General features: G+C 68.7%; 11 protein-coding genes. 4 read left to right on the top strand and 7 right to left on the bottom strand.

Annotation, left to right across the window (positions count from 1 at the left end; all coding sequences use genetic code 11):
• The first annotated feature begins 3 nt into the window (after window positions 1–3).
• Window positions 4–1695, top strand: coding sequence for a M14 family zinc carboxypeptidase (locus AC3A6F_RS24300; protein ID WP_487686128.1), 1692 nt, complete (start codon window positions 4–6; stop codon window positions 1693–1695).
• A gap of 167 nt (window positions 1696–1862) precedes the next feature.
• Here AC3A6F_RS24300 and AC3A6F_RS24295 read toward each other — a convergent pair whose 3' ends face one another.
• The 3 genes from AC3A6F_RS24295 to AC3A6F_RS24285 form a co-directional block, all read right to left on the bottom strand.
• Window positions 1863–3674: a DUF885 domain-containing protein gene (locus tag AC3A6F_RS24295; RefSeq protein ID WP_487686125.1), complete on the bottom strand. Its 1812-nt coding sequence runs from the start codon at window positions 3672–3674 to the stop codon at window positions 1863–1865.
• A gap of 20 nt (window positions 3675–3694) precedes the next feature.
• Window positions 3695–4822, bottom strand: coding sequence for a branched-chain amino acid ABC transporter substrate-binding protein (locus tag AC3A6F_RS24290; protein ID WP_487686122.1), 1128 nt, complete (start codon window positions 4820–4822; stop codon window positions 3695–3697).
• An 85-nt stretch (window positions 4823–4907) separates the two neighbouring features.
• Window positions 4908–5393, bottom strand: a complete 486-nt coding sequence (locus AC3A6F_RS24285; protein ID WP_123071687.1) for an Lrp/AsnC family transcriptional regulator — start codon at window positions 5391–5393, stop codon at window positions 4908–4910.
• A gap of 152 nt (window positions 5394–5545) precedes the next feature.
• Here AC3A6F_RS24285 and AC3A6F_RS24280 point away from each other — a divergent pair, with 152 nt between their 5' ends.
• Window positions 5546–7096: an aminotransferase class V-fold PLP-dependent enzyme gene (locus tag AC3A6F_RS24280; RefSeq protein ID WP_487686118.1), complete on the top strand. Its 1551-nt coding sequence runs from the start codon at window positions 5546–5548 to the stop codon at window positions 7094–7096.
• A 176-nt stretch (window positions 7097–7272) separates the two neighbouring features.
• On the top strand, window positions 7273–15414 hold the full coding sequence (locus AC3A6F_RS24275; RefSeq protein WP_487686116.1) for a GH36-type glycosyl hydrolase domain-containing protein: 8142 nt from the start codon (window positions 7273–7275) through the stop codon (window positions 15412–15414).
• A gap of 4 nt (window positions 15415–15418) precedes the next feature.
• On the opposite strand, the gene AC3A6F_RS24270 is transcribed toward AC3A6F_RS24275, so the two are convergent.
• From AC3A6F_RS24270 to AC3A6F_RS24255, 4 genes are all read right to left on the bottom strand, one after another.
• A complete protein-coding gene (locus AC3A6F_RS24270; RefSeq protein WP_487686113.1) occupies window positions 15419–16402 on the bottom strand; it encodes a LacI family DNA-binding transcriptional regulator in 984 nt (327 codons plus the stop codon).
• Window positions 16403–16418: 16 nt separating this feature from the next.
• On the bottom strand, window positions 16419–18758 hold the full coding sequence (locus AC3A6F_RS24265) for a GH92 family glycosyl hydrolase (protein WP_487686110.1): 2340 nt from the start codon (window positions 18756–18758) through the stop codon (window positions 16419–16421).
• A 142-nt stretch (window positions 18759–18900) separates the two neighbouring features.
• Window positions 18901–19302 carry a RidA family protein gene (locus AC3A6F_RS24260; RefSeq protein ID WP_487686107.1) on the bottom strand — a complete coding sequence of 134 codons (402 nt, stop codon included), beginning with the start codon at window positions 19300–19302 and terminating at the stop codon, window positions 18901–18903.
• Between the two features lie 62 nt (window positions 19303–19364).
• Window positions 19365–20267, bottom strand: a complete 903-nt coding sequence (locus tag AC3A6F_RS24255) for a LysR family transcriptional regulator (RefSeq protein ID WP_487686104.1) — start codon at window positions 20265–20267, stop codon at window positions 19365–19367.
• 138 nt (window positions 20268–20405) lie between these two features.
• Between AC3A6F_RS24255 and AC3A6F_RS24250 the strand changes: the two genes are divergently transcribed.
• Window positions 20406–22016, top strand: a complete 1611-nt coding sequence (locus AC3A6F_RS24250) for a CehA/McbA family metallohydrolase (protein ID WP_487686101.1) — start codon at window positions 20406–20408, stop codon at window positions 22014–22016.
• The last annotated feature ends 1 nt before the right edge of the window (window position 22017 follow it).

The following is a 22017-nucleotide window of genomic DNA, read 5'->3' as shown; positions in this document are numbered from 1 at the left end:
TCCATGTCCATTGAATTGCTGACGCCCTACGAGAAGGGCAACCTGAACCAGACCACCACCTGGGCCGAGTGCATCGCCTGGTACGAAGACCTCGCGCGCCGTTTCCCTGCCGTGCTGCGCTTCGAGAAAGTGGGCGTGTCGGATGCGGGCGTGCCGATCCACGCGGGCGTGGTCAGCAGCGACGGCGTGTTCGACGTTGATGCGATCAAGCGCGCCGGCCGTCCGGTCTTCTTCAACAATAACGGTATCCACCCGGGCGAGCCGGAAGGCGTCGATGGCTGCATGGCGATCGTGCGCGACTTCTGCCTGCAACCCGCCAAGCTCGCTGCGCTGGGCCAGACCGTGTTCCTGTTCGTTCCGCTCTATAACGTGGACGGCAGCTTCAACCGCGCCGACACCTCGCGCGTGAACCAGGACGGACCGGAGCAGTTTGGCTTTCGTGGCAACAGCCGCCACCTCGACCTGAACCGCGACTTCGTCAAGTGCGACACCCTGACCGCGCGCACATTCAATCAGCTGTTCACGAGCTGGGATCCGGACGTGATGGTCGACACCCACACCTCCAACGGCGCCGACTACAGCTACACGATGACCCTGATCCACACCCAGGCCGACAAGCTGGGCGGCGGCCTGGGCGATTTTCTACGCGCCGAAATGCTGCCGGCAATGTACGCCGGCATGGATGCACGCGGCTGGCCGACCTGCCCCTATGTGAACCCGGTCAAGGACAGCCCGGACCACGGCATCGCCGAATTCCTCGAGACGGCGCGCTTCTCGACCGGCTACGCGGCGCTGCACCACACGATCGGCTTCATGCCCGAGACGCATATGCTCAAGCCGTTCAAGGACCGCTACGAGTCGATGGTGGCGCTGGTCGAAGTGGCGCTGGAGTTCACCGTCAAGCACGCCGACCGCATCCAGGCGCTGCGCCGCGCGGCGCGCGAAGAAGGCCGCAAGCAAAGCGAGTGGCCGGTGCGCTGGGCGATGGACGAAGCCAATCCGGCGAGCTTCCGTTTCAAGGGTTACGAGGCCAAGTACAAGAAGAGCACCATCGGCGACTACACCCGCCTGTACTACGACCGCAGCAGCCCGTGGGAACGCGATATCGCCTACTACAACAGCTTCCCGGTCGACGTCGCGGTGCCGGCCCCGCAAGCTTATGTAGTGCCACAGCAGTGGCGTGAGGCGATCGAGCGCCTGGAGTGGAATGGTGTGCGCATGGAGCGGGTCGAGGCGGATCGCGTGCAGGAAGTGGCCTACTACCAGATCGCTTCGGTGACCTCGCGCCCGTCGGCCTACGAAGGCCATATGTTCCATGACGAAGTGGCGCTGGAGCGCCGCATCGGCCAGGTGTTGCTGCGCGCCGGCGACTACCTCGTGCCGCTGGACCAGGACCGGGCGCGCTATGCGGTCGAGATGCTCGAACCGCTGGCGCACGACAGCTTCTTCCGTTGGGGCTTCTTCAACAGCGTGCTGGAGAAGAAAGAGCATTACTCGGATTATGTGTTCGAGGACGAGGCCGAGAAATTGCTGGCGGATGAACCCGAGCTGGCGGCGAAGTTCGCCGAATGGAAGGCTGCAAATCCTGGGCTGTTGACCAGCCAGGAGGCTGTGCTGGACTTCATCTATGCGAACTGCGCACGTTATCGCGAGCCGGAGTGGAACCGGTATCCGGTGTTCATGATCGCGCGCTGACGCGCATTGGCATTAATCCGTAGCGCTGGAACGTCGTCCCCGCGAAGGCGGGGACCCAAGCCTGCTTGCGCAGCCACTTCGCTTGATAGGTAGGCGGCGCATGCAAACTTGGGTCCCCGCCTGCGCGGGGACGACGTTGGTTTAGTGGGTGGTTAATTCGACAGCGCTTACTTCGACGCCGCAATCCACCGATCGACCTTCGCCTCCAGCACCGCCAGCGGCAGGGTGCCTTCGTCCAGCACCACCTCGTGGAACTTCGGCAGGCTGAATTTATCGCCCAGCGCCGCCTGCGCACGCTGGCGCAGTTCCATGATCTTCAGCGAACCGATCTTGTACGCCAGCGCCTGGCCCGGCATCACCATATAGCGCTCGATCTGCGCGCGCGCTTCCAGTTCCGAGTAGCCCAGCGTATCGCGGAAATACGCGATCGACTGGTCGCGGCTCCAGCCCTTGGTGTGCAGGCCGGTGTCGACCACCAGGCGCGCGGCGCGCAGCATCTCGTCGTTCAGGTGGCCGAAGTAATCCTCCGGCTGCTCGAACAGGCCCATCTCCTTGCCCAGGGTCTCGGCATACAGCGCCCAGCCTTCGGTAAAGGCGGTGTTGCCGCCGAACTTGCGGAAGTTGGGCAGGCCCAGCTCTTGCAGCAGCGCGATGTGGAAGTGGTGGCCCGGCTGGCCTTCATGCAGGTACAGCGTGACCATGCCGGTGCGGCCGTACTTGGTTGGATCGTTCACGACCGACCAGAACACGCCCGGACGCGAGCCGTCGGCGGCCGGGGCCGAGTAGTGGTCCGATGCGGTCTCGCGCGTCAGTTCCGGCTCCAGCCGCACTTCCAGCGGCGCCTTCGGCATCAGGGTGAACAGGGCCGGCAGCTTGGCGCGCACTTGCGTGTCCAGCTTCTGGAACACCTCGATCACCTGCTGGTCCGTGGTGAACGGCTTGTACTTCGGCTGCTCCGAGACCCACTTCGGCAGGCCGGCGGCCGGACCGGTATAACCCATCTTGGGGCCGATCTTGCCGTACTCGCCCTGGATGCGCGCCACTTCCTTCAGGCCGATCGCGTGGATCTGCTCGGGCGTCATATCGGTGGTGGTCATCGCCGCCACGCGCGCCTTGTACCACTCGGCGCCGTTCGGCAACGCGTTCCAGCCGGCCGTGGTGCGGGTCGCCGGCAGGTAGTCCTTCTCGACGTAGTTTGCCAGGCGGTCCAGGGCCGGATTGAGCTTGCCGACCGTCTTGCGATAGGCGTCCGTCAGGCTGCGCTTGTCGGCGGCCGAGAAGCCTTCCGGCAGCTTCTTGATCGGGGTGTAGAAGATGCTGGCTTCCGCATTCTTGGCCTGCAGCTGCTTGAGCTGCGGCAGCAGCGACTCGATCGGCTGGCGCGGATGCACGACGCCGCGCTTGACGCCTTCGCGCATGTTCGCGATCGACTGGTCGATGTAGGCCACCATCTGGTCCAGGCGGTTCAGGTAGTTGCGGTAGTCCTTCGGCGTGGCGAACGGCTGCGCGCCTTCGCCGCCGGCGTAGTTCGCGATGAAGGCCGGCATATTGAACATCTGGTCCATCGGCAGCAGGTGCTCGGGGAAGGCGCCCAGGCGCAGCACGGTGTCGAGCTCGAACTTGACGATGTCGTAGCTGGCCTGCTCGTGCGCATTCAGGCGCTCGCGCGGGATCGTGGCCAGGCGCTTCAGGTAGCCGCGGTACAGCGCAAACTGCGCTTCGCGCTTCTTCGGCGCGATCGACAGGCCGAGCTGGTCGAAGAAGCGGCCGTCGCCGCTCTCGGTCGCCCACACCGGCTCGAAGCGCGCATAGGCTTCGTAGTAGTCGTCCACCAGCTTGTTGATCGCCTTTCCGGCTTCGGTGGTGGCGACGCGGGTCTTGGCCGGCGCGGCATCGGCGGCCGTGGCGGCCGCGCCTGCGGGCGCGCACGCGAGCAGCACGCTGGCCGCCAGCGCGCCGAGTTTGAAGATCTCTCTCATCCTGTTTTTCCTTGTGGTGGTCAGTAGCTGGCCAGCGGCGTCAACGCGCCGTTCTTGAAGGTGTACACCGTCACCGCCGTTTTCTTGAGGTTGCCCTTGGCGTCGTAGCCGTAGGCGCCTACCACGCCCTGGTAGCTGATCGCGTGCATCGCGGCGCCGACCTGTTTGGCATCGACCGACTTCGCCTGGCCGATCGCCTGGGCGATGAATTTGGTCTGGTCGTAGAACGATGGCGCGTAGACATCCGGATCGCGGCCGAAGCGCTTCTTGTAGCTGGCCAGGAAGGCCGGGCCGCCCGGTTGCTTGGCGACGATGGCGCCGGCCTGCGCGCAGCGTACGTTCTCGCCGACCGCAGCGCCGCCCAGCCTGGCCATCTCGGGGCTGCACAGGGTGTCGCCGCCAAGCAGCGGCACGTTCAGGCCCAGCTGCTTCATCTGGCGTACCATCGGCGCGCCTTGCGGGGCGTAGCCGCCGAAGAAGATCGCGTCCACCTTCTTGGCGCGCAGCGAGGTCAGGATGGCGGCGAAGTCGCTCGCCTTGTCGTTGGTGAATTCGTGGCCGGCGACCTTGATGCCGGCTTGCTGCGCCTGGCGCTTGAATTCCATCGCAATGCCCTGGCCGAAGGCGGTGCGATCGTCGATCACGCCGACGTTCTTGACCTTGAGCTCCTTGGCGGCATAGCCGGCGACCGACGCGCCTACCTGCGTGTCGCTGGCCACGATGCGAAACACCGTCGGGTAGCCGGCGGCCGTGATCTTGGGATTGGTGCCGACGGTCGACATCAGGATGCCGTTGTCGTTGTAGACCCGCGAGGCCGGAATCGCCACGCCCGAGTTGTACGGGCCGAGCACGTATTTGACGCCGGCGTCGGCGAATTTCTGGGCCACGGTCACGCCCTGTTTCGGGTCGCCCGCGTCGTCTTCGGACTGCAGCACGAAGCGCAGCACATTGCCGCCTACCTGGATCTTTTGCGCGTTGAGTTCTTCGATGGCGAGGCGCACGCCGTTCTCATTGTCCTTGCCGGCGAAGGCGTTGGAACCCGACAGCGGGCCGCTCACGCCGATCTTCACGATTTGTTCCGCGGCGGTTGCCTGAGCGGCGAACAATGCCGCCAGCGCCAGCGGCGCCATCTTTATTTTCGATCGCATTCCCTTGGTCTCCGTTGATGTCAACGGCCGCCATCATCGCACGATTCGCACGCTTGGCGAAAGCACGACTGGCGGCGTAAAGACCCTAGGCAGGCACGCCGTGCGAGATCAGTTCGAGCGGCAGGGCGGTGGTCGACTTGATCTGTTCCATCGAGAAGGCGGACGACACGCCGGTCAGGCGCGCGGTCTTGATCAGCTTTTTATAGAAACGATCGTAGCCGGCGATATCGGTGGTGACGACCTTGAGCAGGTAGTCGACGTCGCCGCTCATGCGGTGGAACTCCAGCACTTCGGGCAGGGCGATCACGGCGGCGGCAAAGCGCGCCAGCCATTTTTCGTCGTGCTCGGTGGTCTTGATGCTGACGAACACGGTGACCGGCAGGCCGACCTTCTGGCGGTTGACGATGCTGACGCGGCTTTCGATATAGCCGTCTTCCTCGAGGCGCTTGACGCGTTTCCAGCAGGGGGTGCTGGAAAGGCCGACTTTTTCGCTCAGGCCCGAGATGGAGAGGGTTGCATCCGCCTGCAAGGCGGCGAGAATCGCGCAATCAAACTTGTCGAGTGAGTTCATATTCCGTAAAGCGTGTTTATAAGAATAATTATTCTATTAACAGCCCGCAAATCGAGAAATTTGGGACGTTTTGATCGGCGTAACTCCGTACCATATTACTGGACAATAACGTGTTGTGCGACACCTTTTTTTATGTCTTTGGCAGCTAATCCATGATCACCGAAATCTATCTCGACGCCAACGCGACTTCGCCGGTTCTGCCTGTCGCCGCCACTGCTGCCATGGCCGCGCTGCAGGAGTGTTTCGGTAATCCGAGCAGCAGCCATGCGAGCGGCCTGCGCGCACGCGCGCTGCGCGAGGGCGCGCGCGCCTGCGCACGGCGAGTGCTGGGCGCCCCGAGCGGGCGGCTGATGTTCAACAGCGGCGCCACCGAGGGCATCCAGACCGCGGTGCTGTCGGTGCTGTGCGCGGTGCGCGAACGGCGCGCGCGCGGCGAGGCCTGCGGCGACGTGGTACTGGTCGGCGCCACCGAACACAAGGCGGTGTCCGAAAGCCTGGCGCACTGGAACCGGCTGCTGGGAACGGGCCTCGAACTGCGCGTGCTGCCGGTCGACGGCGACGGCCGCCACCGCCTGGACGTGCTGCGCGCGCTGGCGCCGCGCCTCGCCTTTGTCTGCACCATGGCTGCCAACAACGAGACCGGTGTCGTGTCCGACCTGGACGGCATCGCGGCGGTGCTGAACGAGACGGCCAGCCCGGCGCTGTGGATGGTCGACTGCGTGCAGGCGCTCGGCAAGCTGCCCTTGCAGCTGGGCGCGAGCCGCATCGACTATGCGCCGTTCTCGGGCCACAAGCTGCATGCGCCGAAGGGCATCGGCATGCTGTACGTGCGCGAAGGCGCGCCGTTCACGCCGCTGATCTGCGGCGGCGGCCAGGAAGACAATCAACGCTCGGGCACCGAGAACATGGCCGGCATCGCAGCGCTGGGCGCGGTGCTCGAAGCACTGGAGCGCGGCGACACGTTTCTTGGCCATCAGGCGCTGCAGGCCTGCCGCGCGCGCCTGGCGGACGCGCTGACCCTTGCCTTCCCCGGCATCGTGTTCAACGCGCCGCCGGCATACGCGCTGCCGACCACGCTCAACTTCTCGATTCCCGGCGTCACCAGCGCCGAGCTGCTCGACCTGTTCGATGCCGCCGGCATGCGCGTCAGCGCCGGTTCGGCCTGCGCCGCGTCGAAGGCCGCGCCGAGCTATGTGCTCGACGCGATGGGCTTGCCGGCCTGGCGCAGCGCGTCGGCGGTGCGCCTGTCGATCGGACCGCTGCTGGATGCCGCCGCGCTGGAACAGGCGTGCGAGCGCATCGCGCGCTGCGGGGCGGCGCTGGCAATGCCGGCAGCATCGTCAGCACCGGCGGCTCCGCCCGAGGCAGCGCAGCCGGATGCCGTGCTGGACGCCGGCATGGAGCTCGACGCCATCGCGGCCCGTGGCTGGCTGGTGGCCCATCCAGACGCCATCGTAATCGACGTGCGCGACGCGCGCGAGCACAGCGTCGCCGGCCAGGTGGAACTGCACGGCCGCATGGCGCTCAACGTTCCGCTGGCGAGCGTGGCCGAACACGCCGCCGCCTGGCTGGGCGCCGATTCGCGTCCCTTGCTGTTCGTGTGCCGCAGCGGCGCACGCAGCGCCCGCGCCGCGCGCACCCTGCGCGCGCTGGGCCATCCGCGCGCCTGCTCGCTGGCCGGCGGTTTCGCGCTCGCCGTGTAAGCCTGCCCGGCAGGCGGTGTGTGTACGCCAGCGCACGGTCACTTTCCGGTCCTTTCCCTAGCATGGAGTCAGCCGTGCGCGCCCAGCATTGTTTGTCTGGTTCCTTGCCCTGATTAGCATCGGGCTGTCCCGTCCTCCGGCGGTCCGCCGCGCACGCCTCCATCCCGAGGTCCCCGTTGAAAGTTAAGAACGACAAGATGCCCTCCGGGCAGCATGCGCCACATGGCGCCGGCGCCACCGCCCCCGTGGCGCTGCTGGCCGCGAATGCGGAGGCCATCGTTCGTTCCTGCGATACGCTCGACCGCGCCATGCGCGCCGGACTGGAACTGCCTCCCGCCGGCGCACGCCTGCTCGACGGCTACCACCTGCTCGATACCCAGCTGCGGTTGGCGCGCGCGCAAGCGCGGCAGGTCGCCACACAGGAGGGCGCCGCGCGTATCTGGGGGCTCGTGACCGATATGGTGGCGCGCGCCGACGGCGTCGTCGACACCGAAGAACTGGCGCGCGTCCTCGCCGCCAGCCAGCAAGAGGCGCCGTTCCGCGTCGCTGAACTCGATGCGTTGCCCGCGCTGTTGCGTCTCGCGCTGATCGACCGGCTGGCCGCCCTGGCGGCGCGCGCCGCGCATGCCTGCGCCGGCCGCGAACGCGCCGCCGCCTGGGCCGCGCGCTTCCTCGACACCGCCGAGGCCCGCCCGGGCGACCTGGTGCTGCTGTTCGCCGACATGGCGCGCAGCAAAGACGCTGACAACGGCGCCTTCATCGCCGAACTGGCGCGCCGCCTGCAGGGCCGCGGCGCACCGCTGGCCCAGGTACTGGACTGGATCGACGCGCGCCTGGCGGATGGGCAGGGCAGCATCGCCGGCTTGATGCAGGACGAGCGCAGCGACGGGGCGCAGGACGCCATCGTGGCCGGCAATGCCCTGGCCAGCCTGCGCGCGCTGGGCGGCGTCGACTGGCGCGCCTTCGCCGAGGGACTGGGCGTGGTCGATGCGCTGCTGCGCGACGATCCGGACGGCAGTTATGCGCGCATGGACGGCGCCACGCGCGACCGCTACCGCCACACGGTCGCGCGCCTGGCGGCCTCCCTCGGCGTGAGCGAAGCCTTGGTGGCGCAAGAGGCGATCGCGCTGGCCGGCGTCCATCGCGCGCCGGGCGAGGGCGGGCTCGATACGCGCATCCGCCACGTGGGCCACTACCTGGCCGGCCCTGGCCTGGCGACGCTCGAGGCCAGGCTGCGCGGACGGCGTGGATGGGCGCCGCGTGCTCGCGCCGCGCTGCAGGACGCGTCTCCCGGCATGCATACGGGCGCCACGGCGGCGCTGGCCCTGCTGTTCACGGGCGCGGGGCTGGTCCATGCCTGGCAGGGCGGGGCCGGGCCGCTGCTGCTGGTCCTGATGGGCATCCTGGCGCTGCCGGTCGCCGGCGCCCTGGCGCGCGCCCTGATGGGCATGGCAGGGCGCTGGCTGGCCCGGCCCGCGGTTACGCCGCGCATCGACGTATCGGCCGGCATCCCCGAGGATGCGCGCACGCTGGTGGCCGTGTCGGCGCAACCGGCCGATGCCGCGCAGCTCGCGGCGCTGTGCCAGGACCTCGAAGTGCGCTACCTCGGCAACCGCGATCCGCGCCTGCGTTTCTGCCTCTTGCTCGACCTGCCCGACGCACCTGAAGCAACGCTGCCTGTCGACGCCGCCCTGCTGGCCCAGGCCGGCGGTGCGATCGATGCGCTCAACCGCAAGTACGCTACGCTGGGTGACGAACAGGACGGCCCCTTCATGCTGCTGGCGCGTGCGCGCGCCTGGAGCGAACACCAGCAGGCCTGGATCGGCCGCGAACGGCGGCGCGGCCAGCTGGCCGACCTGAATGCCTGGCTGTGCGGCGAGCGCGAACGCTTCGCGTTCACCGCCGGGAATCTCGGCGCCGCGGCCGAGATGCGCTATGTGATCGCCCTCGACGCCGATACCGGCCTGCCGCGCGACGCCGCGCGCAGCCTGGTGGCGGCGATGGCGCACCCGCTGCACCGTCCGCTGCAGGACGAAGCGGGCCGGGTGCTGGAAGGCCATGCCATGCTGCTGCCCCGGCGCGAAACCGCCTTGCCGCACCTGGGCGCCATGCGCTACCAGCGCCTGTGGCCTGACGGTGGCGGTGGCTGGGCCGCGATCTATGACGTCGATGCCTGGCGCCGCGCGATGGGTCTCGAGCTGCGCGACGAGGGCCGGGCGCAGCCCGGTGCGGTCGAGGAAGACCGCCTGCGCGCCGCGCGCGTGGACGATCTGCGGCTGGATGCCGCGCATCCAGGCAGTTACGGCGAACACGTGTTGCGCCGCCATCGCGCCTTGCGCGCCGCCTGGCAGGAAGCGCGCCGCCTGGGACGGGGCGCCGATTGCCTGCGCGCTGCGCGCGTGCGCCGGCGCCTGTTCGACGCATTGGCCGGGAGCCTGGCCGCGCCGGCGTCGATCGCGCTGCTCGTGCTGTCCTGGAGCCTGCTGGCCGCGCCCGTGTTCTGGACCGTGGCCATCCTGGCGCCGCTCTGGCTGCCGACACTGCTCGACATGCTGGCCACGCTGGCCGGCCGCGCGCCGGATGCGCCGCTGCGCCAGCACCTGGACGCCTGGGCGCGCGGCGCGCGCAAGACCCTGGTGCGCGCCGCGCTGGCGCTGGCCTTCCTGCCGCACCGGGCCTGGCTCGACGCAGACGCGGTCGTGCGCGGCCTGTGGCGGCGCGACGTGAGCCGCCGCAAGCTGCTCGAGCTGCGTCCCCCGGCGCTGGCGCGTTCCAGCAGCGCGATGGAGAACAACTGGCGCACGATGTGGTTCGCGCCGCTGCTGGCGGTCGGCGTCGCGGTGCTGCTGACGTTCGCCAACCCCTACGCCCTGTTCGCGACCGCGCCGCTGCTGCTGGTGTGGTTCCTGGCGCCGGTGCTGGCCTGGTGGGTCAGCCAGCCGTCGCGGCGCGGCATGCGCCTGGCGAAGGGGCAGACCCTGTTCCTGCGCACGCTGGCGCGCCGCAGCTGGGCCTTCTTCGAACAGCACGGCGTGGGCCGGCACGGCCTGGCGCCGGAAGCCGTGTTCGACCACTCCGAACCCACCGTCGACGAGCGGGTGTTGCCCGCCAGCATGGGCGCGGCCCTGCTGGCGACCCTGAGCGCGCGCGACTTCGGTTATCTGCCGCTGGGCGGCCTGCTCGCGCGCAGCGAGCAGGCGCTGGCCTCGATGGCCTTGCTGGAACGCTGGCATGGCCACCCCTTCGAATGGTATGACGGCGTCACGCTCGCTCCCCTCGAACCGGCCCATGTCGACACCGCGGTCAGCGGCGGCCTGGCGCTGGCGCTGCGCACCTTCGCCGCCGGCCTCGATGAATTGCCGGACCGGCCGATCTTCGACGCCGCCGCGCTCGATGGCATCCGCACCACGCTGTACGTGGTGCGCGAGCATGCGCCTCCCGGCCTGCTGCCGGCGCTGGACGCGTTGGACGAATCCTTGGCGCCGGGTCGCCGTCGCGCCACCGATACCTTGCCGGGCCTGGCCGACTGCCTGCGCACGGTCGCGGCCAGGACGGCCGAGCTGGACGCCGGCTTGCCTGGCGACGCCGCCCCCGCGCTGCGCGCCTGGACGGCACGCCTGGCGCGGCAGTGCGCGGCGCAGCTCGACGACCTGCATGCGCTCACGCCCTGGACCCGTGCGGTGCAGGAATACGTGCTCGATGCCGGCCTGACCCGCATCCCGACCTTGCGCGAGCTGGCCGCGTTCGAGCCGCCAGGCGGCAACGAGGGCCTGGCCCAGCTGGTCGCACAGGGGCGTGACTGCGCGCGTGCGCGCATGGAGAACATCGTGCGCCTGGCCGCGCAGGCGCGGGAAGCGGCGCGCATGGATTTCGGCGCGCTGGTCGACCCGTCCACCGGCCTGCTGGCCACCGGCTGTCACGTGCGCGAGGGGCGCGAGGGGCGCCTGGACGGCGACAGCTGCGATTTGCTGGCGTCCGAGGCGCGCATGGCCAGCTTCGCCGCCGTCGCCCAGGACCAGCTGCCGCAGCAGCACTGGTGGTCGCTCGGCCGCCCCTTGCGCATGACGGGGGCCGGCGCGCTGCTGCTGTCGCGTACGGGCGCGCTGGCGGACTATCTGGCGCCGCAGCTCGTGATGCCTTTGTTCCGCGACACCCTGCTGGACGACGCCGGCCGGGCCGTGGCGCGCCTGCAGGCGGCCCACGCCAAGGGCCGGGGGCTGCTGTGGGGTTATACGGAATCGGGCTGCAACGCGGTCGATGCGGCGGCGCGCTACCGCGTCGGGCGCTTCGGCCTGGACGCCGCGGCCCTGCAGCGGCGCGCGGGCGACGACCTGGTCGCCGCGCCCCATGGCGCCGCGCTGGCGCTGGCCGTGGCGCCGGCGCTGGCGGCGGCCAATCTGCGCCGCATGGCCGAGCAAGGCCTGCTGGGCGAGACTGGCTTCCATGAGGCGCTCGACTATGCCCCGGCGCGCCTGCCGCAAGGCGAACGCCAGGCGGTGGTGCGGGCCCAGTTCGCGCGTCACCAGGCCATGACCCTGCTGGCGCTGGCGCGCCACCTGCAGGGCGAACCGATGCAGCGCCGCTTCATGCGCGATCCCGAACTGCGCGCCGCCCTCGGCCTGCTGCAAGAGACGGCGCCGGCGACCGGCGCCGAGCCGCCCCTGCGCTACGAGGCCGGTCTGGCGCTTGAAGGCGTCGCGGCGACCCGCCCCTATTCGCGGGTGCTCGCGCCGGACGCGTCGCCGCTGCCGGAAGTCCAGCTGCTGTCGAATGGCCGCTACCACCTGGTCGTCGACAGCGCGGGCGCCGGCGCCAGCCGTTGGGAGGGAGTTGGGTTGACGCGCGCCGACGCCGGCGAGACCGGCCTGGCCCTTCACGTGCGCGATACGGATTCCGGCGCCACCTGGGCGAACGTCCTGCTGCCCGGCGCGCCGGCGCCCGACGAGGCCGAGGCGGTGCTGGCCGAAGGACGGGCCAGCCTGCGCCGCGTGGACCACGACATCGAGATGCGCACCGATGCGGTGGTGGCGCCTGGCGACGACGTCGAGCTGCGCCGCATCCGCATCGTCAATCGCGCGCCTGAGGCGCGCACCCTGGAACTGACGGGCTGCGTGGCCCTGGCCGGGCCGCCCCTGGAAGAGGGCGGTCGCAGCGGCATCCGGATCGAATTCGACGGCGCCTCCGGCAGTCTGCTGTGCCTGACTGCGGCAAGCGCGCCCGTGCTCGTGCACCGCATGACGGTGCGCGATGCGGTGCGCGAGACAGCGGGGCAGCCGAGCGTGGAAACGAACCGCGCGCGCTTCATCGGACGCGGCCATGACCTGTGCCGGCCGCAAGCGGTGAGCAACGGCGGCGCGCTGTCGGGCCTGGACCCGGAGCCCGACGAAGCGCTGCTGGCGCTGCGGCGCAGCGTGACCCTGGCGCCGCAGCAGGAGATCACGGTCGACCTGATGCTGGGCGCCGCCTCGAGCCGTGCGCTGGCGCGCGAGCTGGCGGCGCGCTATGGCATCGCTCACGAGGTGGACCACGCGATCGAGGCCGCCTGGACCCTGGCCCAGGCCGAGCTGCGCCGCGCCGAGATCGGCGAAGCCGATGCCCAGCTGATCAACCGCCTGGCCGGCTGCCTGCTGCAGCCCGTGCTGGCGCTGCGCGCCGATCCCCCCGTCATCGCCCGCAATCTGCGCGGGCGGGCCAACTTGCCGGCGTATGGCGTCACGGGCGACCTGCCGCTGCTGTTGCTGCAACTGGCAGAGGGACCCGACACCGGTCTTGCGCGCCAGCTGCTGCAAGCCCACGGTTATTGGCGCGGCCACGGCCTGGCGGTCGATCTGCTGGTCCTGTGCGACAGCCGCGCGGCGCGCGAAGCCCTGATGCACCTGGCGGTGCCGCTGGTCGATCCGTCCAGCTTCGACCAGCCCGGCGGGCTGCACCTGCATCTGAAGGAAGACGTGCCGCATGAAGACCGCATCCTGCTGCGCGCCGCCGCCAGCGTGCTGCTGTCGGGCGAGCGCGGCGACCTGGCCGACCAGCTGCGCCGCGCCGAGCGCGCGGGGGGCGCCGTGGCGCCGCCATTCGTCGCCACCACGCCGGCGCAGGCATGGACCGCAGAGCCCTTGAATCAGGCCGCGCCTGAGCTGACCTTCGACAACGGTGTCAAAGGCTTCACGCCGGATGGCCGCGAATACGTGGTGCGCAGCGGTCCGGGCATCGCCGCGCCGAGTGAGCCGTGGATCAACCTGCTGGCCAACGATGCCTTCGGCAGCATCGTCTCGGAGCGCGGCCATGCGGTCAGCTGGAGCGGCGAACGCGCCATGCGCCTGACGGCGGGAAACGAAGACGCGGTCGCACCACAGGGCGGCGAAGCCTTCTACCTGCGCGACGAGGACAGCGGCGCCGTCTGGTCGCCGACACCATGGCCGGCGCCGTCGCCAGAGGCATACACGACGCGCCACGGCATCGGCTACAGCGTGTTCGAGCACCGTGCCCACGGCATCCATTCCGCGCTGCGCTGCTTCGTTGCCCAGGACGCGCCGCTCAAGTACAGCGTGCTGCGCCTGCGCAATGACAGCGATGCGCCGCGCCGCCTGAGTGCGACGGGGTATGTGGAATGGCTGCTGGACGACCGCGAAGCGCCGCCCGGCCTGCAGGTGGTGACCGGACGCGATCTCGCCGGCGGCGCGCTGTTGGCGCGCAATGCCTTCGGCGCTGGCTTCCACGACAAGGTCGCGTTCTTCCATGTCGACGCCGAGCAGGTCGCCGTGAGCTGCGACCGCCAGGAATTCATCGGCCGTCTTGGGGCCATCGCGCGGCCGGCAGCGCTGGGGCGTGCCGCTCTGTCGGACGCCGCCGGCGCGGGCTTCGACCCGTGCGCGGCGCTGCAGGTCGGCGTCACCCTGGAACCGGGAGCCGAGTGCGAACTGGTCTTCGTGCTGGGCGTGGCCGGTCCCGGCAGCCTGGACGCCAGCGCGGTCGTGCAGCGCCATGGCACGGCGCAGGCCGCCGCCGCCGCATGGCAGCGCCTGCGCGACTGGTGGGACCACACGCTCGGCGCGGTCACCGTGCACACGCCCGACCCCGGGTTCGATTTGCGCGTCAACCGCTGGCTGCCCTGTCAGGCGATCGGCGCCATGATGGGCGAGCGCGATCCGGCGCTGCGCCTGCAGTCGGCCCTGGCCTGTGCCCACGCCCGCCCCGAACTGCTGCGCGAAGCCTTGCTGCGCGCCGCGCCCGCGTTCACGACGGGTGCCCATGTCGAGGATTTCCTGTGGCTGCCTTACGCGTTGACGCACTATCTGACGATAACGGAAGACCATGCGCTGCTGGCCGTACCCCTGTCGGAGCGTGACGATCTGTACCAGCACTGCGTGCACGGCCTGCGCGGCTGCCTGCGCTTCGGGCCGCGCGGCCTGCCGCCGGCGGCGGGGCGCCTGCACGAGGAGGGTGTGGCCGGCCGCGTCGAGAGCGTGCGGCTGGGCTTCTTCATGGCGGCCGTGCTGCAGCGCTTCGCCGAGGTGGCCGACCTGCGCGGCGACTTCGGCTTCGCCACCACATGCCGCGGCGCGGCGCTGGCGCTGCGCGCGCAGTGCGAAGAACACGGTTGGGATGGCGACTGGTACCGCTGGACCTGGCTGGACAGCAGCACTGCCCTCGGCTCCATCGCCAATGCCGCCTGCCGCGTCGAGCTGTCGACCCAGTGCTGGGCGCTGGAGGCCGGCGCAGGGCAGGCGCCGCAGGCGCTGCGCGCGGCGGTGCAACGCTTGCGCAGCGACGGCGCCGTGCCGCGCTGCGATCCGCCGGTGGATGGCGAATGGAGCGAGCGGGTAAGCGCGAGCCCCGGCCAGGACCATCGCGCCACCGCCTGGGCCGCGGCCGGATTCGCACGGCTGGGCGACGCCGGCACCGCATGGCAGCTGGCGCGCATGCTCGATCCGCAGGTGCATGGCGACGGGCCGCCCTACCTGATGAGCGGTGGCCTGCGCACGATCGCGCCGCATGCCGGCCGCGCCATCGGCGGCTTTGCTACTCCGGCGGCGGCGTGGACCTGGCTGTTGCTGGTCGAAGCGCTGCTGGGCCTGGAACGCCATGGCGACACGCTGCGTTTGAGGCCGCGCCTGGCGCCCGGCTGGGATGGTTTCAGCCTGCGCTACCGTCATCGCGGCGCGTTCTACGAGATCACGGTGCGCGCCACGGAAGGGGAGGAGGAAATGCTGCTGGACGGCCAACCCCGCCCGGATTGGACCATCGCGCTGCGCGACGACCGGCGTGACCACAAGGTAGAAATGCGGGTTGCGCGCACCCCTGGCGCCCCCGAGGTATAGGAGCTCAGTCGTCGTTGCTGCTCTCGCGCACCACCAGCTGGACCGCGAGCGTCTGTTCCAGGCGGGCGCTGTCCGCCTTCTCCAGCAGCGAGTCGATGCCCATCCGTCCCAGCAAGTCCTTGTCGATCTGGACGCTGGTCAGCGGCGGGATCGCGCTGGAGGCGGCGCTGATGTCGTCGAAACCGACGATCGCGATGTCGTGCGGGATCTTCAGGCCGCGTTCCAGGCAGTGGCGCATGGCGGCCAGCGCCGTGCTGTCGTTGTAGCAGAACAGCGCATCGGGCCGCGGCTGGCGCGCCAGCAGGGCGTCGACCGCCTGGCGCACGTTCTCGAGGCTGTTGCCGATGCTGGGCAACTGGACCTCGAGGTCGGGATCGGCCAGCATGCGCGCCTCGAACAAGGCCTTGCGAAAGCCGCGGTAGCGCTCCAGGATGCTGTGGTGGGCCAGCGGGCCGGTGAGCATGGCGATGCGGCGCCGGCCCTGCCGTATCAGGTGGCGCGTGGCCAGGTAGCCGCCCAGGGCGTGGTCGGGATTGACCGAGCGGTAGCCGGGCAGGCGCATGTCGAGCAGCACCATTGGTTTGCCGGTGTCGCGCAGCGCCGCCACCAGTTCCGGCTCGAAGAAGCCGGCGCACAGCAGGGCGTCGGGCTGGTGCAGGCGCACCAGGTCGAGCACTGGCTCGGCCGGGCCCACCACCACGAACGAGAGCGCGATGCCGCGCTTGCGGCAGGCGTCCTCGGCGCCGTGCAGCACCGGCAGGTAGAACGGGCTGGCCGACTGCGTGTTGTGCTGGCGGTGCAGCAAAAAGGCGATGCGGCGCACGTCGCCATCGCGCAGCTTGGCGAAGTCGTAGCCCATCTCGCGCGCCACGGCGCAGATGCGTTCGCGCGTCTTGTCGGTCAGGCCGTCCTGGTTCTTCAGCGCGCGCGAGACCGTGCCGATCGAGTAGCCCGTGGCGTGGGCGATGTCGCGGATCGTGACGGCCATGGCGCGCTTTCCTTCATCAATACTTGGTCTGGGTGTAGGGGCGGGCGGTTTGTTCCTTGCCCCAGTCCTTGTTCGGCGTGGCCTGCATCGTGAACACCAGTTCGCCGCCGGCCATGATGTCCTCGTGGCGGATGAAGGTGCGGTTCAGGGGCTTGCCGTTCAGGGTCACGCGGCCGACGTAGCCGTTGCCGCTCGAAAGATTATCGGCGCGCACCGTGAAGCGCTTCCCGTTCGGCAGGTTCAGGGTCGCCTTGTCCAGGAAGGGACGGCCGATCACGTACTCGTTGCTGGCCGGGGCCACCGGATAGAAGCCGAGCGCGGTGAAGGCGAACCAGGCCGACATCTGGCCCAGGTCGTCGTTGCCCGACAGGCCGTCCGGCTTGTCGCTGTACTGGGTGGCCATGATGTTGGCCAGGCGTTCCTGGGTGCGCCATGGCGCGCCGGCGTAGTTGTACAGGTAGGCCACGTGGTGCGAAGGCTCGTTGCCGTGGGCGTAGTGGCCGATCAGGCCCGAGATGTCTTCCATGTGGGCGTACACGGTCTCGTCGACCTTGGCGTCGAACACCTGGTCGATCTTGCTCACCAGGCCGGCGTCGCCGCCCAGGAAGGAGATCAGGCCGGCGTTATCGTGCGGCATATACCAGGAATATTGCCAGGCGCTGCCCTCGGTGTAATCGCTGCCGAAGTTCGACTGCTCCGGATTGAACGGGGTGCGGAATTCGCCGGTGGACTTGCGGGCGCGAATAAAACCGGTCTCCTTGTCGAACACGTTGCGGTAGTTCTGGGCGCGCTTGTAGTAGCGGGCCGCGACGTCCTTCTTGCCCATCTTCTCGGCCATGCGCGCGATGGTCCAGTCGTCGAAGGCGTATTCGACGGTCTTGGATGCCGCTTCCTTCTCGAGGTCGATCGGCACGTAGCCCAGCTTCATATAGTGTTCCAGGCCGCCGTAGGGACCGTATTCGGCGCTGGCCGTCATCGCGGCCAGGGCCTTGTCGGCGTCGAAGCCACGGATGCCCTTCATATAGGCGTCGGCGATCACCGGCACCGCGTGGTAGCCGATCATGCACCATGTTTCCAGGCCGTGGAACTGCCATACCGGCAGGATGCCGTAGGGGCTGTGCTGCTGAGAAGCGATCAGCGAGTTCACGAAGTCGGCATTGCGCTGCTCAGGCGCGACGATGGTGAGCAGCGGGTGCAGCGCGCGGTAGGTGTCCCACAGCGAGAAGGTCGAGTGGAAGCGGAAGTTCTTCGCCTTGTGCACCTGGTTGTCCGGGCCGCGGTAGCTGCCGTCGATGTCCATGAACAGCGACGGCGCCAGCATGGTGTGGTACAGGGCGGTGTAGAACTTGGTGCGCATCGGACCTTCGGCCTCGACCTTCACCGCGCCCAGCGCGTCGTTCCAGGCCTTGCCGGCGCGCTCGCGCTCCTGGTCGAAGTCCCAGCCCGGCATCTCGGCCAGGTTAGCGATCGCATTGTCTTCGCTCACCGCCGACAGGGCGACCTTGACCAGCAGCGTGCCGTCCTGCGGCACGCCGAAGTTGAAGTCGGCCATCAGCTGCTTGCCTTCGACGAGCGCTTTGTCGCCAGGCGTTTTACCCGGTGGGGCGAAGCCGCGGTAGGCGATCGCCTCTTCGCGGTTCAGGAGCTGGCGGGTGTCGATCGGGCGCGAGAACTGGATCGCGAAGTGCACCTGGCGGCCGGGCGCCCAGCCGCGCGTTTCGCGCATGCCGGTGATGGTGGTGCTGTTGCGCACGCGCAGGCGCGCCCACAGGTTCTTCTCGTCGTAGTTGTAGATGCTGGTGCGCAGGTCGAGCAGCACCTTGGCCGGCTCGCCGGCCTTGAATTTATAACGGTGCAGGCCAACGCGCTCGCTGGCGGTCAGTTCGACGTCGACTTCATGGTCCTTCAGGCGCACGGCGTAGTAGCCCGGTTCGGCCTTTTCCTGGTCGTGCGAGAAGCGCGAACGGTAGCCCGAGAACGGACGCTCCGGATAGCCCGGCTCCAGCTTGGTCTCGCCACTGTAGGGCATCAGGAGCACGTCGCCGAGGTCTGAGTGGCCGCTGCCCGAGAAGTGGGTGTGCGAGAAGCCGAGGATCGAGCTGTCGGTGTAGTTGTAGCCCGAGGCCCAGGGATAGCTCTGGCGGAAGTGGCGGTGCTGGGTGTCGGGGCTGAGCTGCACCATGCCGAAGGGGCGGCTGGCGCCGGGGAAGGTGTGACCATCGCCGCCGGTGCCGATGAAGACGTCCACGGCTTCGGCCGGGCTGCCCGGCGGGGCGGCCAGGGCGGGAGTTGCACTAAACAAGAGTGCCGCACTGGCGGCGATCGAGAGTTGTCCGAAAGTGAGTCTGGCCGTCATGAGGTCTCCACACGTGGCGGCAGCGATGGGCGCCGCCAGTTTTAGTTGCACTATACCCAAATGCAACTTATATGTGGAGACTGGTTTCCGGGCAATCCTTACCGTGTTTCAGCCCATCTGTTTAGCCGGTTTACTAAACATTTTACGCGCGGCGCTTGGCCACCGCCTCGATTTCGACCAGGGTGTCGGGCGACGCCAGCGAGGCCACGCCAATGCCGGTCAGGGCCGGGCGCGGCAGGCCGAGGTGCCGTACCAGGATCGGCGCCAACGTTTCGAGGTGCTCGCCGATCTCGCCGCGCACGTAGACGCGCAGTTGCAGGATCTGCTCGACCGAGGACCCGGCCGCCTCCAGCACCGCGATCAGGTTGCGCGCCGCGCCTTCGGTCTGCTCGGCCAGGGTGGTGTGCCTGACCTGGTAGTCGCGGTCCCAGTCGACCTGGCCCGACACGAACACCAGGCCGGTGTCGTGGTCGATGGTCGCGTGGGACAGGCCGTGCGGGGCGCCGTCATACAGTGCAGGGGGATTGATGCGTTCGATGCTCATGCGGGGACCTTTGCCATTGATGGGAATCGCGTCAGCTTAAGCAAGCGCACCGGCCGTGGCAATCAAGCTTCGCTTGTAGCCGATACAAGGCGGGTCTTGACCCGCTCGAGCAGCCAGGCAATGAAAGGATCGTTCTGCGCATTCGGATGGTGGGCGGCCACCACCTGGTAGCCCGGCGGGTACTTGGGCAACGCGATCTCGAATAGCCCCTCGCAGGGCAGCAGGCGCGATGGCATGAAGGCGACCAGGTCCGATCCCTTCAGGTATTCCAGCGCCATGAAGAAGGACGGCGCCGACGCCACCACCCGCCGCTGCAATCCCTGGCGCGCGAACCAGCCATCGGCCGACCCCGTGAAACTGGCCATGCCCGGGTTGGTGACGATGAAGTCGTGCGCCACCAGCTGCTCGAGCGGCATGACGCCGCCGCCAGCCAGTGCGCGGTTGCCGGTAACGCAGCGGTACTGCTCGATAAACAGCGGCTGCGTGACGAGGCCGGGCGCGACGTAACCGTCCACCGTGAAAATCAGGTCGATTTCGCCCTGGTGCAGCTTGCGGGTGAGGGCGCTGACCTCGATGTCGACCACCGCCACCTTTACCTTCGGCGCCTCGCGCCGCAGCACGCGCACCAGGTCGGCCACGATCACCTTCTGGGTGTAGTCGGTGCCCGAGATTACCAGCGTGCGTTCGGCGTGTTCGGGGCGTACCTCGAAGGGCAGGGGAATCCCGTTCAGCTGGGCCAGCACCTGGCCGATGTGCGGCGCGATCAGTTTCGCATAGGGCGTCGGCGCCATGCCCTGGCCGGTGCGCACGAACAGCGGGTCGCCCAGGATGGTGCGGATCTTCTTCAGTTGCAGGCTGACCGCCTGTTGCGAGACGTCCAGGTGCTCGGCCGCAGCCGAGATGGTGTCGAAGCGGCTCAAGGCGTCGAGCGTGCGCAGGTGGGTGATTTCGAGCTTGTCGATCATGAGGCTGCCAACATAAACGGCTATCCCGCTTGTTGCAAGTTGTCATGATTGAAACTCATCAAAGCAAATGGACGAAATGACAATTTTCATGGGAGGCTGGTCAATATGAATGAGGCATGAAATTGCAAGAATTGCATCATGAAAACCTCACTTCGGCCCTCACTTCTGGCCCTGTCGCTGTGCTGCAGCCTGGCGCAAGCCGCCCCCGCAGAACACCAGGAATTCGAAGCCACCCTGCTCGCGCCGTTCCAGGCCGGCGCGGCCCAGGGGCGGACCTTCACCCTGCACTTCGCCCATCCCGGTTTGGCGCGCGCGGACACCGTCGACTGGCGGGTGGAACTGGTCCGTCCCGACGGCAGGGTCGCCCTGCGCTGGCGCGGCGCGGCGCCGTTCACGGGCGAAGAAATGACGGTCTCCGTGCCCTGGTCCGGCCGCCTGGGATTGTCTCCGGCGCCGAGCGGCATCTACCGGGTCCGGCTGCGCGCCACCGTGCGCGGCGACGCGCATGAAGAAATAGAACAGGACTGGGAGATCGCGGTCGGCGCGCCGCTGCTGCCTGCCATGCCGGCATTTTCTCCGCTGCCGCGCGCCTTCGAGCCGGCGGCCGTCGCGGCGCCGGGTGCGCTGCCCTACACGGTCTATCTCGGCAACCTGCACAGCCAGACCAATCACAGCGACGGCGGCGCCGACATCGCCGAGTGCAAGGGCGCGCAATCGCCCCTGAAGGCGCCGCACGGCCCGATTGATGCCTTCGCCTATGCGCGCGGCCGCGGCCTCGACATCCTGGTCGCCTCGGAACACAACCACATGTACGACGGCTCGGAGGGCAGCGCGCCGGATGCCGACCCCGCTGCCGCCAGTGCCCTGTACCGCGCCGGCCTGGAAAGCGCAGCGGGCTTCTCCAAAAAGCACCCGGATTTCCTCGCGGTCTACGGCCTGGAATGGGGCGTCATCAACAACGGCGGCCATATCAATATCTTCAACAGCGACGAGCTGCTGGGCTGGGAGACCAATGCGAAGGGCGAGCTGATGGCCGACACGCGCACACCGCGCGGCGACTACGCGGCGCTGTACACGCTGATGCGCGAGCGCGGCTGGGTAGGGCAGTTCAACCATCCGGCGCACTCGGGCCAGTTCCAGGTCGATGGCGTGCCGCTCGCCTACACCGAGGACGGCGGCGAAGCGATGGCGCTGTGCGAGGTGATGAACAGCACTGCGTTCTCGACCAACGTCAGCGAGACCGAGACCCGCCGCAGCAATTTCGAAGGCGCCTGCAACCGCTTGCTGGAAGCGGGCTATCGCCTGGCCTTCAGCACCAACCAGGACAACCACTGCGCCAACTGGGGGGCATCCTTCACCAACCGCACCGGCATGCTGCTGCCATCGAACACGGTGCTGAGCCGCGCCACGTTCGTCGAGGCGCTCGAGGCGCGCCGCGTGTTCGCGACGATGGACAAGGATTCGCAGCTGGTCCTGACCGCGAACGGCCGCCTGATGGGCGAGCGCTTCACCAATCGCGGGCCGCTCGCGCTGGTGGCGAACTTCGCCAGCCTGAAGGGCAGGAAGGCCGCTTCGGTCGCGATCATGGAAGGCGTCCCGGGCCGCAAGGGCACGGTCACGCAGATGTCGGACCTTGCCGAGACCACCTTCACCCCGAGTGCGGGGGCGCACTTCTATTATGCGAAGGTGACCCAGGACGACGGCAACGTGCTGTGGTCGGCGCCGGTGTGGATCATGCAGGAAGAATAAA

The sequence above is a fragment of the Massilia sp. Soil_C_3 genome, assembly GCF_057657035.1.
This window is presented reverse-complemented; position numbering and strand designations above follow the sequence as displayed.